Below are 15,403 nucleotides of genomic sequence, written 5' to 3'. Positions count from 1 at the left end.
GGCGGCGCATCAGTCGACACTGGTATCGCCTGACACACTGCTTTCGCGAGCAAGCCCGCTCCCACACTGGTTTGTGGGTAGATGGCGTTGTGTGCACGTATAAAGTGCAAATGCTGCGTCTTCCGCCATGTTATGGCCGGGCTTAGGCTTCGGACAACCTGTTTGCGGAGTCGCGAGAAAATGAAGTCCATATCAATCCGGGGCGCCTTGGCCAGCCTGTCGTTATCCATGCTGCTGTCGTCCCTGGGCACCAGCATCGCCAACGTGGGTTTACCGACACTGGCCGAGGCGTTTTCCGCGTCGTTCCAGGCCGTGCAGTGGGTGGTGCTCGCCTACTTGCTGAGCATCACCGCGCTGATCGTCTGCGTCGGCCGGCTCGGCGACCTTCTGGGGCGACGGCGATTGTTGCTGATCGGCATTGCGGTGTTCACCGTCGCCTCGCTCCTCTGCGCCCTGGCGCCCAGTCTGTGGCTGCTGATTGCCGCCCGGGCCTTACAGGGCGTCGGTGCGGCGACCATGATGGCGCTGACCATGGCGCTGGTGAGCGGGGCGATGCCCAAGGAAAAAATGGGCAGCGCGATGGGCGTGCTCGGTACGATGTCGGCGATCGGCACTTCATTGGGGCCGACACTTGGCGGCGTGATGATCGCCCAGGTGGGCTGGCAAGGGATTTTTTTGCTGAACGTACCCTTGGGTGTCTTGGCGATGGTGTTGGCTTGGCGCTTTTTGCCGGTGGATCGCCACAAGATGTCTTCCTCCCGAGCAGATTTCGACGCGCTGGGCACCCTGGTATTGGTCCTGACCCTGTTGGCTTACGCGCTGGCAATGACCCTTGGACGCGGCAGCTTCGGCCCGCTCAATACGGCGCTGCTGCTGACCACGGTGGTCGGGTTGATTGTGTTCGTACTCGTCGAGCAGACCGCCGCGTCGCCGCTGGTCAATCTCGCGACGTTGCGCAATCCGTTGCTCAGCGCAGGGTTCGCCATGAGTACACTGGTGACCACGGTGGTCATGGCCACCCTGGTGGTCGGGCCGTTCTATCTGTCGGCTGCCTTGGGTTTGAGCGCGGCGAGTGTCGGCCTGGTGATGTCGGCCGGACCGCTGGTGGCGGCATTGGCCGGTGTGCCCTCCGGGCGGCTGGTCGACCGATGGGGCGCGCAGCGTTCGAGCACGGTCGGGCTGATTGCCATGTTGACCGGCGCCTGCCTCCTTCCTGTCGTGCCGCTGAGCGTCGGCGCACTCGGCTACCTCGCACCGCTGGTGGTCCTCACGGCCGGTTATGCGCTGTTCCAGGCGGCGAACAATACCGCCGTGATGGCGGATATCGCGCCGGACCAACGTGGCGTGATGTCCGGTTTGCTCGGCCTGTCTCGCAATCTGGGGCTGATCACCGGCGCTTCGGTGATGGGCGCTGTGTTCGCCCTCGGCACCGCCAGCCACGATATTTTGCAGGCACAACCCGAGGCCATCGCACAGGGGATGCGGTTGACGTTTGCGGTGGCTGCGGGGCTGATTCTCCTGGCTCTGGTGCTGGGAGCGGTCAGCAAAATCGTTTCACGTCGCCTGATCGCGGCGTGCTGAAAAACGGCGCGACTGTCGTGAAAACGACCTGTTTACGCTGAACGCGAAGCCTCGCCAGTTTTCTGTTGAACGAGTGTTCAGTCTGGACTATGTTGGGGGCCACCTTCCCCCGGCTGGTTGCGGGCTTGCGTTTCTTCAATTCGAACGAGGCACTGGCATGCGGTTTTCACCCTTTGTTGAACGGATCAGTGGCCAAGGCGTTGCCGCCTGGGATATCCACTACGCGGCCAGCGCGGCGCAGCGCAACGGTGAGGACGTGATCATCCTCAGCGTCGGCGACCCGGATTTCCCCACCCCCGATTTCATTACCGATGCCGCCATCCATGCCCTGCGTGAAGGGGACACCCACTACACCGAGATCGCCGGTCGCCAGGCCTTGCGCGAGGCCATTACCGGCCGCTACAGCCAACTGATCGACCGCCAGCTGCAGGCGTCGAACGTCATTCTCACGGCCGGTGCGCAGAACGCCTTGTTCGCCACCTCGATGTGCCTGCTCAGTGCCGGCGACGAGGTGATTGCCTTCGATCCGATGTACGTCACCTACGAAGCGACGCTCAAGGCGTCCGGCGCCACGCTGGTGCGGGTGCCTTGTGCGGCGGACTCGGGTTTTCGCCTGGATGCCGCCGTGTTGGCCAAGGCCATTACCCCGCGCACCCGGGCGATCTTCTTCTCCAACCCGAACAATCCCACCGGGGTTGTGCTGGGTCGCGAAGAGCTGCAGGCCATCGCCGAACTCGCCATCGCTCATGATTTGTGGGTGGTGGTGGACGAGGTCTACGAGAGCCTCGCCTATGAGCGCGAACACCTGAGCCTGGCGGCGTTGCCGGGCATGGCCGAGCGCTGCGTGGTGATCGGCAGCCTGTCCAAATCCCATGCCATGACCGGTTGGCGCATCGGCTGGGTCATGGCCAATGAAGCCTTGGTCAATCATGTCGAAACCCTGGTGCTGAGCATGCTGTACGGCTTGCCCGGGTTTGTCATGGAAGCGGCGCTCAAGGCCGTGCAGTCCCATGACGAAGTCACCCACGGCATGCGCGAGATCTATCGTCGGCGCCGCGACCTGGTGGTGTCCGGCCTGGCGAATTGCCCGGGCATCAGCGTGCTCAACCCCGATGCCGGCATGTTCGTGCTGGTGGACGTGCGCGGCACCGGCCTGACCTCGCTGGAGTTCGCCTGGCGCCTGTTGCGCGAAGCCGGTGTCTCGGTGCTGGATGCGGCGGCCTTCGGTGAGCCGGCCCAGGGTTTTGTACGGCTGTCGTTCACCCTCAGTGACGAACGCCTGGCCCAGGCCTGCCAGCGCATTCGCGGCTTTGTCCAGGTGCTCGATGGTGAAGCGCCGAGGCCGGTGATCGGCACGCTGACCAGCACCGCGACCGTCGAACCGGTCGCTGCCAGGACCATGATCGAGGTCGATGGCCTGCACAAACGCTTCGGCAATATCGAGGTGCTCAAGGGCGTGTCCCTGACTGCCCGCGAGGGCGAGGTGATCTCCCTGATCGGTGCCAGCGGCTCGGGCAAAAGTACCTTGCTGCGCTGCATCAACATGCTCGAAGTACCGGACCAGGGGCGCATCCTGGTCGATGGCGAAAGCATTCACCTTAATCAGAACCGTCCCGGCGCACCGCTGGTGTCGGACGCCAAACAGCTTGTGCGCATAAGGTCCAGCCTGGGCATGGTGTTCCAGAACTTCAACCTCTGGCCCCATCGCACGGTGCTGGAAAACCTCATCGAAGCGCCGACCCAGGTCCTGCGTGAAAGCCGGGCGGAGGCCACGGAACGGGCCGAAGCCCTGCTCGAGCGCGTCGGGCTTGCGGCCAAGCGCAACGAGTACCCGGCGTTTCTCTCCGGGGGACAGCAACAACGGGTGGCCATCGCCCGGGCCCTGGCCATGCGGCCCAAGGTCATGCTGTTCGATGAACCCACCTCGGCACTCGACCCGGAACTGGTCGGGGAAGTGCTGCGGGTGATCCGCTCCCTCGCCGAAGAAGGCCGGACCATGATCCTGGTGACTCATGAAATGGCTTTCGCACGCGATGTCTCATCCAAAGTCGCCTTTTTGCATCAAGGGCTGATCGAGGAAACCGGTTCGCCGGACGAAGTGTTCGTACACCCACGCAGCGAGCGTTGCCGACAATTCGTCAACGCTCATCAGACTCGCTAACTCATCATAAAAAGACGGGAAAACAACATGGGAAATCGACGTTTTGCAAACTGGTTGACCGGTGCGGCCTGCGTAATGCTGGCCGGCATGAGTGCTGCTCAGGCACAGCCGATCCGGTTCGCGGTGGCAGCGGAACCCTATCCGCCGTACACCGAGAAACAGGCCAACGGCGTATGGAAAGGTTTTGAGGTCGACCTGATCCACAAGCTGTGCAGCGAAATGAAAGCCGAGTGCGAGATCAAGGAAGTGGCGTGGGACGGCATCATTCCATCGCTGCTGGCGAAGAAGATCGACGTGATCTTTTCTTCGATGTCGGTGACCGAAGAACGCGAAAAGCAGATCGCCTTCAGCAAGGCCTACTACGACTCGGTGATTGCCGTCGTCGGCCCGAAAGACGCATCGGTGAAGAAGTACCCCGATGACCTCAAGGGCAAGATCATCGGCGTACAGAACTCGACCGTGAGCGCCAGTTACCTTAAGACCTACTACGAAAAAATCGCCGAGGTTAAGTACTACGACACCCAGGACTCGGCCAACGCCGACCTGATTGCCGGGCGCATCGACCTGATGATGGCCGACGGCACGGCCATGGCTGCGTTTGTCAAAACCCCGGATGCCAAGGAACTGGCCTACCTCGGCGCCGTGCCTTACGACCCGATCTTCGGCAAAGGCGTGGGCGCGGGCCTGCGCAAGGACGACACCGAACTCAAGGCCAGACTGGACAAGGCCATCCAGCAATTGCTGGCGAGCAAAGACTACGACGAGCTGTCCCAGAGCTACTTCGGCACCAGCGTGAAGCCTGCGTTCTGATCCCGGGCACACAAAAAAACCTGTAGGAGCGAGCCTGCTCGCGATGGACGTCAGTGCACCGCGGATCTACTGAGTGACCGCGTCATCGTTAACGTTTTTCGCGAGCAGGCTCGCTCCTACAGGGGATCGTGTCCGCCAACTGGAGAGTGAAATGCCGGCAATGTTCGATCTGATCAATTTCACCGAGCAGGGATGGGGCAGTGCGCTGTTGAAGGGGCTCTGGATGACCCTGCAGATTTCCGCCGGGGCCTTTGTGCTCGGGCTGGCCATCGGGCTGGTGGTGGCGTGCCTCAAGCTGGGCGCGCCGAAGCCGATTGCAGCGCTGATGCGCGGCTACACCACCTTGTTCCGGGCGGTTCCGGAATTGCTGCTGATTCTGTTGCTGTACTACGTCGGCTCCATGCTCCTCAACTCGCTGATGACCCGGCTCGGCTACGGCGTGGTCGATGTCAGCGGTCCGCTGGCGGCCATCGTGGTGCTGGGGCTGGTGCAGGGCGCCTACGCCTCGGAGATTTTCCGCGCGGCGATCCAGGCGATTCCCTTCGGCCAGATCGAAGCGGCCAAGGCGTTCGGCCTGAGCGGCTTTGGCCTGTTCCGCCGGGTCACGCTGCCAATCATGGCGCCTTACGCCATGGCCGGGATGGCCAACCTGTGGATCAACCTGATCAAGGACAGCGCGCTGATCAGCGTGGTCGGCACCAACGAGCTGCTGTACACCGCCAAGCAAGGCGCGGGATCGACGCGCCACTATCTGTTGTTCTACCTCACGGCCGCGGCGCTGTATTACGCGGTGACGCTGGTGTCCAACTACCTTTCGGGACGGTTGGAGCGACGTATTCGTCGCTGGATGCCTCTTGTTGACTGAACCGGCAGAGAGAATGAAATGATTCCAGCGTGGATAGTTGATTACGCGGCACTGTTGGGCCGGGGGCTACAAACCACCCTCACGATTCTATTGATCGCCAGTGTGTTCGGTTTTGTCCTGGCGGTACTGGTGGCGTTGGCGCGGATCTCGAAAAACCAGGTGATCGCCAAGGTCAGCCTGTTCTACACCAGCGTCACCCGCGGTACGCCGTTGCTGATCCAGATCTACATTTTCTACTACGGCCTGGGCAGCCTGTTTGCCCAGTTCCCGCTGATTCGCGGCAGCTTTCTCTGGCCGTACCTGCGCGATGGTTACTGGTACATCGTGTTCGCCCTGGTGGTGTCGGTGGGCGCCTATGTCGGCGAAGTGATTCGCGGTGGCCTGCTGGCGGTGCCCAAGGGTGAAATGGAAGCGGCGTCGGCCTTCGGCATGACTGCGCGCCAGTCCTTGCTGCGGGTACGGCTGCCCCGGGCGATGCGCCTGCTGCTGCCGACCCTGGCCGGGGAAACCGTGATGCTGCTCAAGTCCACGGCGCTGGCCTCGACCATCGCCGTGATCGATCTGCTCGGCGCCGCCAACGTAGTCCGCGCGCAAACCCTGCAGGTGTACGAACCCCTGTTGCTGGTGGCCGGTGTCTACGTCTGCCTGACGTTCCTGATCGAAGCGCTGTTTGCCTTTGCCGAACGGCGCGGAACGCCGGTACGCAGGTCAGCCTGATGAGTTCGCCACGGGTTGACCTCCGTCAGCGGCCCTCTGGCGATGATCTTCGGCCGACACGCGTCACAAGACGTCGTCGGTGCTGAATGCTCCGTGACGCAGCCCCTTTATCCAGCAACGGCAGATATGCAGTCCGTTGGCGGCGCTGAAGGTCTCGGGGTTCAGGCACCACTCGAGCCAGAGACCGTCGAGCATCGCCGATAAGCCGATGGCGGCCAGGCGCGTGTCGTGAATCACGAAGCCTTCGCTGGCGGCCAGCCCTTCGAGCAACTGGCGGATCAGGTCGAGGTAGGCGCGGTAGCTTTTTTCGTGGGACTGGCTGACGTGTTCGGAGTGACGGATCAGGCTCCAGAACACCACCCACACGCCGAGCAGTTTCGGGTCCATGACCCTGGGGGAAAACGAGCCTTCGAGAAAGGCATCGATCTTTTGCGCGGGTGTCTGGGCCTGCTCGATTTCCTGGAGCAGGGCCGTGGTCAGTTCGCTCGCCAGCCGCTGGTAGGTGTCGGCGATCAGTACTTCGATGCTGCCGAAGTGATGGTTGAGCAACCCCACGGACACCCCGGCTTCGGTGGCAATGCGTCGCACGGAAATCCCGGCGTGACCGTCGCGGCCCAGGCAGCGCAGGGTGGCGGCCACCAGCATTTCGCGACGGTCCTCGGGTTCGGCGCGGCGGTTTTTCGGGGCATCGGTTGTCACAAGGCTGTCCTTGGGTGAGGTTCCACGATGCCGAGCTTAGTTGAACGTCTGTTCAATCACCAGCCTCGGCAGCAGCGATACAACGTTTTTCAAGGTTCATGACGGGAGGGAAAGCCAATGCCGCAGGATATTTCGTTCAGTGTTCGCAACAACAACGGTGACGCCGTGCGGGTCGGTGCCTGGCGTTATGCGGGTGACGGCAGCGGGCCAAACGTGCACTTGCAGGCCGGCGTTCATGCCGATGAAATCGCCGGGATGCTGGTCCTGCACCTGTTGATGCAACGACTGCAAACCGCCGAAACCCAGGGCCGGCTCAAAGGCAACATCACCGTGGTGCCGCAGGCCAATCCGCTGGGCATCGGGCAGTTTCGCCAGGGGCGGATTCTCGGCCGTTATCACAACGCCACCGGGCAAAACTTCAATCGTGCGTTCGACCAGTCGGCGGCCATGGAGCGACCTTCGACCTGCGTTCAGCAATGGCAAAAGCAACTGGTGCAACTGGCCGCCCCGGCCGATGTGATGCTCGACCTGCATACCGATGACGAGGCGCTGCCGTACCTGTACATGCACCGCATTTTCTGGCCCCGTGGCCGCGAACTGGCGGCGGCGATGAAGATGGACGTGGCGATCATCTGGGATGACGGCGGCGATGGCTCCTTCGAGGAAACCATCATTGCTCCTTGGATACGCGACGGAGTCACAGCGGGGCGCATGGCTGCGACCCTGGAGCTGCGCGGGCAGGGCGATGTCAGCGATCGTTTTGCCGAACAGGATGCCGAAGGGCTGTACAACTGGCTGTGCGGTTGCGGTGTCATCGATGAATCAGTGGCGCCCACGGACTGGCCCGTTGAGGCCGTGGAAATGGGCAACATGGAAACCATCATCGCGCCGCAACCCGGGGTGCTGATCTTCGAAAAAGAGCTGGGGGATTTTGTCGAGGAAGGGCAACGCTTTGCGCGAATCCTTGGGCGGCCGGGCGACCCGTCCACCGAAGTGGTGCTGCACGCCGAACAAGCGGGGCGCCTGGTGACGCGCTATCGCGACCGCCTGATCCCCCTGGGCATGGGGGTGGCGAAGTTCACCGGCAGCCGGGTGTCGCGTAACTGGAGTGGCGGGTTGCTGGACCCGAACTAGTGATAGCCCAGCCAACATCAAAAACACAGGAACTGAAGTGAGGTAGCAAACTCCCTCGCCTCAGGTAGCCGTATTTATGCGGGCGGGTCGATTTGGTCCAGCACCCGATTCGCCGTGATCTCCGCCAACATCACACTGTTGGAAATCCCCAGCAGGGCATTGCGCGATCCGCCGTCCAGGTGATCCACCAACGGGTGCACAATAGAGACCGGGAGCAGGGCGCACAAGCCGGCGGATTCTGGCGTAACCGTAGGCAACGACGCAAGGTCTTGTAGCCCTCAGGAAATAACCTACAACCTTTTTAAACAAGCACTCTTGCGGACGTGATCAACTGACTACCGGCTTTCGTGTATCGCCGTGTATCAGGGCACGGCATCCGCATACAGCCATACAAAACCAGCGCTTTACGGATACAGCCGGGATACACCACTGGGGCCAAATAGACCTGGCAAAGCGAGATGCACAACGCAGCTCGCCACCAGGTTTATCAACCCTTGCGGTACGACCAATAGAGGTCCCGCCGCACCATTGATCCGGAGTATCAACATGTCTCGTATCCAGTCGAACAAAACCCGCATTGGCCTGATCGCTGTTGCACTGGTCGGCGGTATCAACTTCGCGTCCTCTGCGTTTTCCGCCGAAGCTCTGCCTCAGGGCTATCAATTGGCTTCCGCGCAGAAGACCAGCGAAGGCAAGTGTGGCGAAGGCAAGTGCGGTGCCGAAGCCGGCGCGCAAAAGACCCAGGCCGAGGGCAAGTGCGGTGAAGGCAAATGCGGCGATGCTTCGTTTGCGCGCACCGACACCGATGATGACAGCCGCGTGTCGCTCAAGGAACTGCTGGCCGTGGCGCCCAAGGGCGCTGAGGAATTCAAGGCGATGGACACCAACGGCGACGGTTTCCTGTCCGAGGGTGAGGTGTACAAGTTCCGCACCAACCAGTTCACCTCGAACGGCAAGAAAGTACCGACCGAGTTGTTCACCAAGTTGAGCCAGGCTAAAGACTGATCGGCCGCAAACAAAAAAAACTTCCTGTGTTGACGCGCAGGAAGGTTTTTTGCGTTGAAAGTATTGGTTTGGCAGGCAGTCGGCTAGCTTGGAATAAATTTGCTCCCTTCCTCGCGGATGGGGACTATCCACGCCGAGTCGAAGCAGATCCGACTCATCACCCACCGTGAGAGCCGAATCTTTTCTTGTGAGTAAAGTCGAAGTAACGAGCAGCACAGTGACAGCGCCGGACAAGGCAATTACAATTTGATTAACATCTAGCGAATTGAGCGATTGAATACCCCATGGAAAGCAAGACTGCGCGCCTCACTGTGCTCATTGATCCCGTCAAGAAAAAAGCCTTCGAGGAACTCTGTGCAGCACAAGACCTGACGTCTTCTCAGGTGGTCCGTCAATTGATTCGTGACTACCTGGACACCCACGGTGCTACCTATTCGACCAAAAGCAAGCATGCCGCCAGTACCAAGTCATAACCTGGCACGGGCAGCAAGCCTTTAAAGGGTCGATGGACCCTCTGCGAGACTGACCGCTTTAGCCAGCGCGGTGTTGAAGTCGGCGTGGTAATGCTCCGTGCCGATTTCTTGCAAGATACCCACCCTATCGAGCTTGTTGAGCACCTTCGTGTTCGCTTCGCAGAGTTTCACCACGATATTGCGCTTGTGCAGTTGCTGAATGACCTCCTCCAGTACCTGCAAGCCAGTGATATCCATAAACGGTACACGCTTCAAGCGAATAATCAGCAGACGTGGATCGGTATGGGTCTGTGCCAGGACTCGCTCGAAGGTCTCGGCCGCGCCAAAGAACAATGGCCCTTCAATCGTATAAATCATTGCCCCAGGCGGCAGGCGAGTGTGCCCATTGGCCCTCAATTCTTCTTCAAGCTCGTGCTCGACTACCTGTTGTACCTCAACAGATGAGGCCATGCGGCGCATGAAGTGCAGCATCGCAAGGATGACGCCGATGTTCACAGCGATCACCAAGTCACTGAACACTGTGAGACTGAAAGTGATGAGCAGGATAGCTACGTCTGCGCGCGGGGCCCGCTGGACCATGCGTTTGAAGTGCTTCAACTCGCTCATGTTGTACGCGACCACGAAAAGAATGGCGGCCAGGGCGCACAGTGGGATGTTTGAGGCCAGAGGTGCCAGAAACAGAATAATAAGCACCAACGTGACCGCGTGCGTAATGCCGGCCAGCGGGCTCGTGCCGCCGTTACGGATATTGGTTGCAGTACGGGCAATGGCTCCGGTCGCTGCGAAACCGCCAAACAATGGCGTGACCAGATTAGCCACTCCCTGACCGACCAGTTCCTGATTGGAATCGTGCTTAGTGCCCGCCATGCCATCGGCCACCATGGCGGACAGCAGTGATTCGATCGCTCCAAGCATGGCGATAGTGAACGCCGGACCGATCAAGTCGATGACGCGAGACAGCGTGATTTCAGGCAGGCTCAACGCTGGAAGGCCTTGAGGTATGCCACCAAATGCGCTGCCGATCGTGGCTACCCCTTCGAAATGAAAGGTTGACTGTATCGCTGTAGCGACCGCCATTGCGACTAATGGGCCAGGTACCCGTTTGAGTCCGGGAATTTTGGACGCGGTGATGACCAGGAAAAGACTGAGTACCGCCAGCAGGGTCGTGGCCATATGAAGATCAGGGAGCGCCTGGAGCAAATGCCAGAGCTTTTCATGGAAATGCTCTCCACTGATCCTCGGTAAACCGAAAAAGTCTTTCCACTGTCCGACCCAGATGATCACGCCGATGCCTGCGGTGAATCCGACGATCACCGGATCGGGGATAAACTTGATGATTGCACCGAGCCGGGCCATCCCCAGCAATAACAACATGGCACCCGCCATCATCGTGGCGATTTGCAGACCGTCTATACCGTGCTCGGCCGTGACTCCCGCCAGGATCACGATGAACGCACCTGTCGGCCCGGCAATCTGCAAGCGGCTTCCCCCAAAGAGCGAAACCAGCAGGCCACCGATGATTGCGGTGTAGATGCCTTGCTCAGGTTTGACGCCAGATGCAATGGCAAACGCCATTGCCAGAGGGAGCGCCACGACCCCGACGATCACGCCAGACACCAGATTGCGGAGCCAATGCTCTCGCCCCAACAACCCCGCCTTCCATGCCTCACCTATCGCAATCATGGCTAGCTCCTCAGTGGATGCATGTGCATAATATTAACATACAGTGATAATTGAAATGCCTTTGATCCACTGCTTCGGGCGGCTGGAGATGTTTATAGAGAAAGTTCAGATGGAGCTGGGCGGGCATGCACTGTAAATAGAGAATCTTGAGAGCGCGTGTAGCGTGGTGACTGACATGAATCGTAAAGCTGTGAAAAGCAAACACGCCGAAGGCGTGACCTTTGACACCCATGTGATCGCAAACCCGACCAACCCCAAGGAGTGGATCGTGTTTTTCAAGAAGGACGCCGGGAGAAGTTATTTTTTGGTTGATGACAACGAGGAAGTCGAGTCTTTCGGGCATCTGGATGACCTGATCGCCGAGCTTCGAGACTTGGGCCTCAAGACCGCTGAAATCCACTTTTAACCCTTGGTTCGCGCCCTGGAGACATGATCATGTCAGTGAAAGTCGAGTACCTGTCCAGTCAAAGAGAAGCTCTTTGGTCTGTGTGTTTTGGCATCAGACGAGTCCAGTTTCGGCATCCGATTGAACTCATGACCTCCGGTAAAAAGGCCGAGTAGCTCAATCACCGGTCATATAGGTGTAAATCCATTCAATCCCCCATCACGCCTTAACCCAGCGCTGGCGACTCCAACTGCTCAACCCATCAACGGCAAATACCAGCAGCAACATGGCCAGGATCACCGTGCTCGCCTGGGCTTCCTGGAACAGGCTGAGGCTGACATAGAGCATCTGCCCCAAACCGCCGGCACCGACAAAGCCGAGCACGCTGGCCATGCGGATGTTGTTTTCCCAGCGGTACAGGATGTACGCCAACAACTGCGGAAACAGGTTGGGCAGGGTGCCGTAGCAGAAAGCCCAGACCACGTTGCCGCCCTGCAAACGAATAGCTTCGGCCGGTTGCGGCGGGGTGTTTTCCAGTGCTTCGGCGAACAATCGACCCAGCACCCCGGTGGTGTGCATGGCCAGTGCGAGGGTCCCGGCGTTCGGGCCGAGTCCGGCGGCCAGCACCATCAGCGCGGCCCACACCAGTTCGGGAATGGCGCGCAGGGCGTTCAGCACCAGGCGCGACGCACTCTGCAGCGGCCATCCGAAACGCCCGGCCGCCGGCAGTGCCAGCATCAGGCCGAACACCGCCGCGAGCAGGGTGCCGAGGGCCGACATGGCCATGGTTTCCACGGCGCCACGGCCGATGGCTTGCAGATGGCCGGTGCTCAGGTCCGGGCTGAGAAAACGCAGCACGTAGGCGCCCATCTGCTTCATATTACCGCTGCCACCCAGTTCGCCGAGGTCTATGCCCAGATAGCGGAACGAAGCGACGACCGCTGCACCAATGCACAGGATCAGCAGCAGGTTGATCAGGCGATTCATGCGAACCTCCAGCGCAGCAGGCGGCTGATCTGATCGGCGAACAGCACCAGGACGAAAAAGGTCAGCAACATGCTCGCCACTTCACCGCCGGCGAACATGCGCAACGACAAGTCGATCTGCTGGCCCAGCCCGCCAGCGCCGACGAAGCCCATCACCACCGACGCGCGGATCGCGCATTCCCAGCGGTACACGGTGTACGACAGCAACTCCGCGCCGACATTGGGCAGGATGCCGTAGCAGAACGCCGCCAACCGGCTGCTGCCGGCTTGCAGCAACGAGTGGGCGGGACGCTGGTCGACCGACTCGAAGATTTCCGCGTAGACCTTGCCCAGCATGCCGCTGTAGGTGATGGCAATGGCCAGCACCCCGGCCGTCGGGCCAAGGCCGACGGCGCGCACGAACAGCAAGGCCCAGACGATTTCCGGCACGCTGCGCAGGAAGATCAGCAACCCGCGCACCGGCCAGCGCAACAGCCGCCCGAGTGCGCTCGGACGACCACTGCGCGAGGCTGCGGACAGCGACAGCGCTCGACTGGCCAACAAGCTGGCGGGCACGGCCAACATCAAGGCCAGGGCCATGCCGGCGGTGGCGATGGCCAGGGTTTGCAACGTGGCTTGCCACAGTAGCTGAAGGAACTCTTCACCATGGGCAGGCGGCCAGAAGGCTGAGACAAACCGGCCCATCTCACTCTGGCTGTCGGCCTGGAGCAGCACACCCAGGTCCAGTTCGCTGAAATGAATGCCGGGCCACAGCAGAGCAAGTGCCAACAGACTGAGCAGCAGGCGGGGCAGGGTGGCCGGGTCTCGTGTATCGCGGGTCAGCATCGGGGAATCTGCAGGATCAAGGGCGTCACTGGCGTGGGTGGCGACAGCAGTTGCTCGTTGGCGTAGAGCTTGTCGAGCAAATCGTGGTCGACGTCGCTGGCGGGAAGGTCGAACAGGACCTGTCCTTCTCGCAATCCGATGATGCGCGTGAAGTGCGTCAAGGCCAGTTCTACGGCATGCAGGCTGGCGACCAGTGTCACCTTGTGCTCCCGGGCGTGGCGGCAGAGGATCGACAGGGTGTGCCCGGCCAGTACGGGGTCCATCGCCGACACCGGCTCATCGGCCAGCAGCACTTCGGGCGCCTGGTACAGCACCCGGGCAATGCCCACGCGCTGCAGTTGGCCGCCGGACAATTGCTGACACTGGGCGAACAGCTTGTCACCCAGGTCCAGCTTGATCAGTGCCGCCCGCGCCCCCGGAACATCCACCGGATGCAGCAGGCTCAGCAGGCTTTTGGCAAAACCCCACTGGCCCAGCTTTCCGGCCAGCACCGCCGTGACCACCCGTTGCCGGGGTGGCAGTGGCGGCGCCTGATGCACCAGGCCGATGCGCGCCCGCAGCTGCTGACGCCGATGCGCGCCAAGCTGCCAGGCGTGCTCGCCGAGCACCTCGACCGCGCCGTCGTCCGGGCGCAGGGCGGTGGCCAGCACGTTGAGCAGGCTCGACTTGCCGGCACCGGATGGGCCAATGATGGCGACCTGCTCACCGGCAGCGATGTGCAGGTCGATCTCATGCAGCGCACGCACGCCGTTGCCGTGGGTGAGGCTGACCCGGTTCAGATGCAGCGTCATTTCAGCAGGTCGGCAGCGCGCGCGGCTTCCTCGATGCCCTTGTAGTTCTCAGGCTTGGTCTCGATGAAACGGCTGGCGGCTTGCAGATCCAGAATCGCTTTTTGCTCCGGGTTGGCCGGGTCGAGCGCGAGGAAGGCCGCCTTGATTTTGTTGGCAAGGGCCGGGTCGAGGGTGCCGCGCACGGTCCAGTTGTAGTCGAAGTAGGCCGGCGTGGTGGCAAAGACCTTGACCTTGTCGGTATCGACCTTGCCGGCCGCGACCAGTTTTGCCCAGACGCTGGCATTGAGTACGCCGGCGTCCACTTTGCCAGCCTGAACCCAGGCGACGGTGGCGTCGTGGGCGCCGGAGTAACCGACACGGCTGAAATAGGTTTCAGGCTTGATGCCGTCCTGCAGCATGAAATAGCGCGGCATCAAACTGCCCGACGTCGACGACACCGAGCCGAAGGCGAACGATTTGCCCTTGAGGTCGGCCAGCGACTTGACGGCCGGGTCGGCGCTGATGAATTTGCTGGTGAACTGCGCATCCTGCTCACGCTGTACCAATGGAATGGCATTGCCGGTTTTCAGCCACGCCTGCACGAAGGTGAAGCCGCCCAGCCAGGCCATGTCGATACGGTCTGTGGCCAGGGCCTCGACCACCGCCGGGTAGTCGGACACCGGTACGAACTCGACCTTCATGCCCAGCTGTTTCTCCAGATACTCGCCCAGGGGCTTGAACTTGCGCAGCAATTCGGTGGGGGCTTCGTCGGGAATGGCGCTGACCTTGAGGGTGTCGGCGGCCTGTGCCAGCAGGGTGGAAAAGGACAGGGTCAGGCCGACGGCCATTGCCAGGGTACGTTTGAGCATGGAAGTTCTCCGGTTCAATAGCGGAAAAATGTCGATGCGCCCCGCACAAGCTGATTGCTGCACGACGCTTCGTGAGGGTAGACGAAAACGCCGCGATTATAGGGACTCTTGCGGGCTTGACCAGCGTTGAAGCAGGGGAGAGGGCCAAAACGGAACTGTAGGAGCGAGCCTGCTCGCGATGGCGGAGTGTCAGCCAGCTTCAATATTGACTGATCCGCCGCCATCGCGAGCAGGCTCGCTCCTACAATGGATCTCTGGTGAACACCAAGTTTTGGTATGACAGAAATTCAAAACTGTAGGAGCGAGCCATCGTGAGCAGGCTCGCTTGTATGGTAGGACTTGAAGGGAGGAGGAGGGACAAGGCTCGATTCTGACTGTTAGCGCAGTACAGACCGTGGGAGATTTCGCCCCTCCTCCTTTCACCCAAGCGCCGATAAAGA

15 protein-coding genes and 1 pseudogene are annotated in these 15,403 nt (G+C 60.9%); 9 read left to right on the top strand and 7 right to left on the bottom strand.

Going from position 1 to position 15,403, the window contains the following annotated elements; genetic code table 11:
- The first annotated feature begins 180 nt into the window (after positions 1-180).
- The 5 genes from BSF44_RS28015 to BSF44_RS27995 all read left to right on the top strand — a co-directional run bounded on the left by BSF44_RS28015 (position 181) and on the right by BSF44_RS27995 (position 6,134).
- Positions 181-1,581 (top strand): MFS transporter, encoded by a 1,401-nt coding sequence (locus tag BSF44_RS28015; protein WP_095946250.1) that lies wholly within the window; start codon positions 181-183, stop codon positions 1,579-1,581.
- A gap of 157 nt (positions 1,582-1,738) precedes the next feature.
- Positions 1,739-3,742, top strand: a complete 2,004-nt coding sequence (locus tag BSF44_RS30955; protein WP_095946249.1) for an aminotransferase class I/II-fold pyridoxal phosphate-dependent enzyme — start codon at positions 1,739-1,741, stop codon at positions 3,740-3,742.
- A gap of 27 nt (positions 3,743-3,769) precedes the next feature.
- Positions 3,770-4,552 (top strand): transporter substrate-binding domain-containing protein, encoded by a 783-nt coding sequence (locus tag BSF44_RS28005; RefSeq protein ID WP_095946248.1) that lies wholly within the window; start codon positions 3,770-3,772, stop codon positions 4,550-4,552.
- A 151-nt stretch (positions 4,553-4,703) separates the two neighbouring features.
- On the top strand, positions 4,704-5,417 hold the full coding sequence (locus BSF44_RS28000) for an ABC transporter permease (RefSeq protein ID WP_095946247.1): 714 nt from the start codon (positions 4,704-4,706) through the stop codon (positions 5,415-5,417).
- 18 nt (positions 5,418-5,435) lie between these two features.
- Entirely contained in the window at positions 5,436-6,134 is a 699-nt protein-coding gene (locus BSF44_RS27995; RefSeq protein WP_095946246.1) for an ABC transporter permease, read from the top strand.
- A gap of 63 nt (positions 6,135-6,197) precedes the next feature.
- Here the strand turns inward: BSF44_RS27995 and BSF44_RS27990 are convergent, their stop codons facing one another.
- Positions 6,198-6,833 carry a TetR/AcrR family transcriptional regulator gene (locus BSF44_RS27990; RefSeq protein WP_095946245.1) on the bottom strand — a complete coding sequence of 212 codons (636 nt, stop codon included), beginning with the start codon at positions 6,831-6,833 and terminating at the stop codon, positions 6,198-6,200.
- A 117-nt stretch (positions 6,834-6,950) separates the two neighbouring features.
- Between BSF44_RS27990 and BSF44_RS27985 the strand changes: the two genes are divergently transcribed.
- Complete coding sequence (locus tag BSF44_RS27985; protein ID WP_095946244.1) at positions 6,951-7,967, top strand: succinylglutamate desuccinylase/aspartoacylase family protein; 1,017 nt, start codon at positions 6,951-6,953, stop codon at positions 7,965-7,967.
- A 74-nt stretch (positions 7,968-8,041) separates the two neighbouring features.
- Here the strand turns inward: BSF44_RS27985 and BSF44_RS30455 are convergent.
- Positions 8,042-8,170, bottom strand: a pseudogene (locus tag BSF44_RS30455) (DUF6124 family protein); the annotation flags it as partial.
- Positions 8,171-8,513: 343 nt separating this feature from the next.
- Between BSF44_RS30455 and BSF44_RS27980 the strand changes: the two are divergent.
- Positions 8,514-8,972, top strand: coding sequence for a hypothetical protein (locus BSF44_RS27980; RefSeq protein WP_095946243.1), 459 nt, complete (start codon positions 8,514-8,516; stop codon positions 8,970-8,972).
- Between the two features lie 284 nt (positions 8,973-9,256).
- Positions 9,257-9,445: a ribbon-helix-helix protein, CopG family gene (locus tag BSF44_RS27975; protein ID WP_095946242.1), complete on the top strand. Its 189-nt coding sequence runs from the start codon at positions 9,257-9,259 to the stop codon at positions 9,443-9,445.
- A gap of 21 nt (positions 9,446-9,466) precedes the next feature.
- Here BSF44_RS27975 and BSF44_RS27970 read toward each other — a convergent pair whose 3' ends face one another.
- The gene (locus BSF44_RS27970; RefSeq protein WP_095946241.1) at positions 9,467-11,128 is read right to left on the bottom strand and encodes a SulP family inorganic anion transporter; all 1,662 of its coding nucleotides are present in this window, start codon (positions 11,126-11,128) and stop codon (positions 9,467-9,469) included.
- A gap of 175 nt (positions 11,129-11,303) precedes the next feature.
- Here BSF44_RS27970 and BSF44_RS27965 point away from each other — a divergent pair, with 175 nt between their 5' ends.
- Positions 11,304-11,534: a hypothetical protein gene (locus tag BSF44_RS27965; RefSeq protein WP_032828974.1), complete on the top strand. Its 231-nt coding sequence runs from the start codon at positions 11,304-11,306 to the stop codon at positions 11,532-11,534.
- A 198-nt stretch (positions 11,535-11,732) separates the two neighbouring features.
- Here the strand turns inward: BSF44_RS27965 and phnE are convergent, their stop codons facing one another.
- From phnE to BSF44_RS27945, 4 genes are read right to left on the bottom strand one after another with little or no spacing between them, the layout of a single operon-like run.
- The gene (gene phnE, locus BSF44_RS27960) at positions 11,733-12,500 is read right to left on the bottom strand and encodes a phosphonate ABC transporter, permease protein PhnE (protein ID WP_095946240.1); all 768 of its coding nucleotides are present in this window, start codon (positions 12,498-12,500) and stop codon (positions 11,733-11,735) included.
- Positions 12,497-13,324: an ABC transporter permease gene (locus tag BSF44_RS27955; RefSeq protein ID WP_095946239.1), complete on the bottom strand. Its 828-nt coding sequence runs from the start codon at positions 13,322-13,324 to the stop codon at positions 12,497-12,499. The genes phnE and BSF44_RS27955 overlap by 4 nt, the downstream gene beginning before the upstream one ends.
- On the bottom strand, positions 13,318-14,115 hold the full coding sequence (locus BSF44_RS27950) for a phosphonate ABC transporter ATP-binding protein (protein WP_095946238.1): 798 nt from the start codon (positions 14,113-14,115) through the stop codon (positions 13,318-13,320). The genes BSF44_RS27955 and BSF44_RS27950 overlap by 7 nt, the downstream gene beginning before the upstream one ends.
- The gene (locus tag BSF44_RS27945) at positions 14,112-14,963 is read right to left on the bottom strand and encodes a putative selenate ABC transporter substrate-binding protein (protein ID WP_095946237.1); all 852 of its coding nucleotides are present in this window, start codon (positions 14,961-14,963) and stop codon (positions 14,112-14,114) included. Before BSF44_RS27945 ends, BSF44_RS27950 begins: the two co-directional genes overlap by 4 nt.
- Positions 14,964-15,403: the final 440 nt, after the last annotated feature.

The organism is Pseudomonas sp. ACN8, from assembly GCF_002303925.1.
Lineage (GTDB): Bacteria > Pseudomonadota > Gammaproteobacteria > Pseudomonadales > Pseudomonadaceae > Aquipseudomonas.
The sequence above is the reverse complement of the archived record's forward strand: the minus strand, read 5'-3'. Positions and strand labels throughout refer to the sequence as shown.

Excerpts from the sequence above, each read along its gene's own strand:
- BSF44_RS27965 (WP_032828974.1), top strand. The coding sequence starts at position 11,304 with ATGAATCGTAAAGCTGTGAAAAGCAAACACGCCGAAGGCGTGACCTTT.
- BSF44_RS28015 (WP_095946250.1), top strand. The coding sequence starts at position 181 with ATGAAGTCCATATCAATCCGGGGCGCCTTGGCCAGCCTGTCGTTATCC.
- BSF44_RS27975 (WP_095946242.1), top strand. The coding sequence starts at position 9,257 with ATGGAAAGCAAGACTGCGCGCCTCACTGTGCTCATTGATCCCGTCAAG.
- BSF44_RS27955 (WP_095946239.1), bottom strand. The coding sequence starts at position 13,324 with ATGCTGACCCGCGATACACGAGACCCGGCCACCCTGCCCCGCCTGCTG.
- BSF44_RS28005 (WP_095946248.1), top strand. The coding sequence starts at position 3,770 with ATGGGAAATCGACGTTTTGCAAACTGGTTGACCGGTGCGGCCTGCGTA.
- BSF44_RS27950 (WP_095946238.1), bottom strand. The coding sequence starts at position 14,115 with ATGACGCTGCATCTGAACCGGGTCAGCCTCACCCACGGCAACGGCGTG.
- BSF44_RS30955 (WP_095946249.1), top strand. The coding sequence starts at position 1,739 with ATGCGGTTTTCACCCTTTGTTGAACGGATCAGTGGCCAAGGCGTTGCC.
- BSF44_RS27995 (WP_095946246.1), top strand. The coding sequence starts at position 5,436 with ATGATTCCAGCGTGGATAGTTGATTACGCGGCACTGTTGGGCCGGGGG.
- BSF44_RS28000 (WP_095946247.1), top strand. The coding sequence starts at position 4,704 with ATGCCGGCAATGTTCGATCTGATCAATTTCACCGAGCAGGGATGGGGC.
- BSF44_RS27945 (WP_095946237.1), bottom strand. The coding sequence starts at position 14,963 with ATGCTCAAACGTACCCTGGCAATGGCCGTCGGCCTGACCCTGTCCTTT.
- phnE (WP_095946240.1), bottom strand. The coding sequence starts at position 12,500 with ATGAATCGCCTGATCAACCTGCTGCTGATCCTGTGCATTGGTGCAGCG.
- BSF44_RS27985 (WP_095946244.1), top strand. The coding sequence starts at position 6,951 with ATGCCGCAGGATATTTCGTTCAGTGTTCGCAACAACAACGGTGACGCC.
- BSF44_RS27970 (WP_095946241.1), bottom strand. The coding sequence starts at position 11,128 with ATGATTGCGATAGGTGAGGCATGGAAGGCGGGGTTGTTGGGGCGAGAG.
- BSF44_RS27980 (WP_095946243.1), top strand. The coding sequence starts at position 8,514 with ATGTCTCGTATCCAGTCGAACAAAACCCGCATTGGCCTGATCGCTGTT.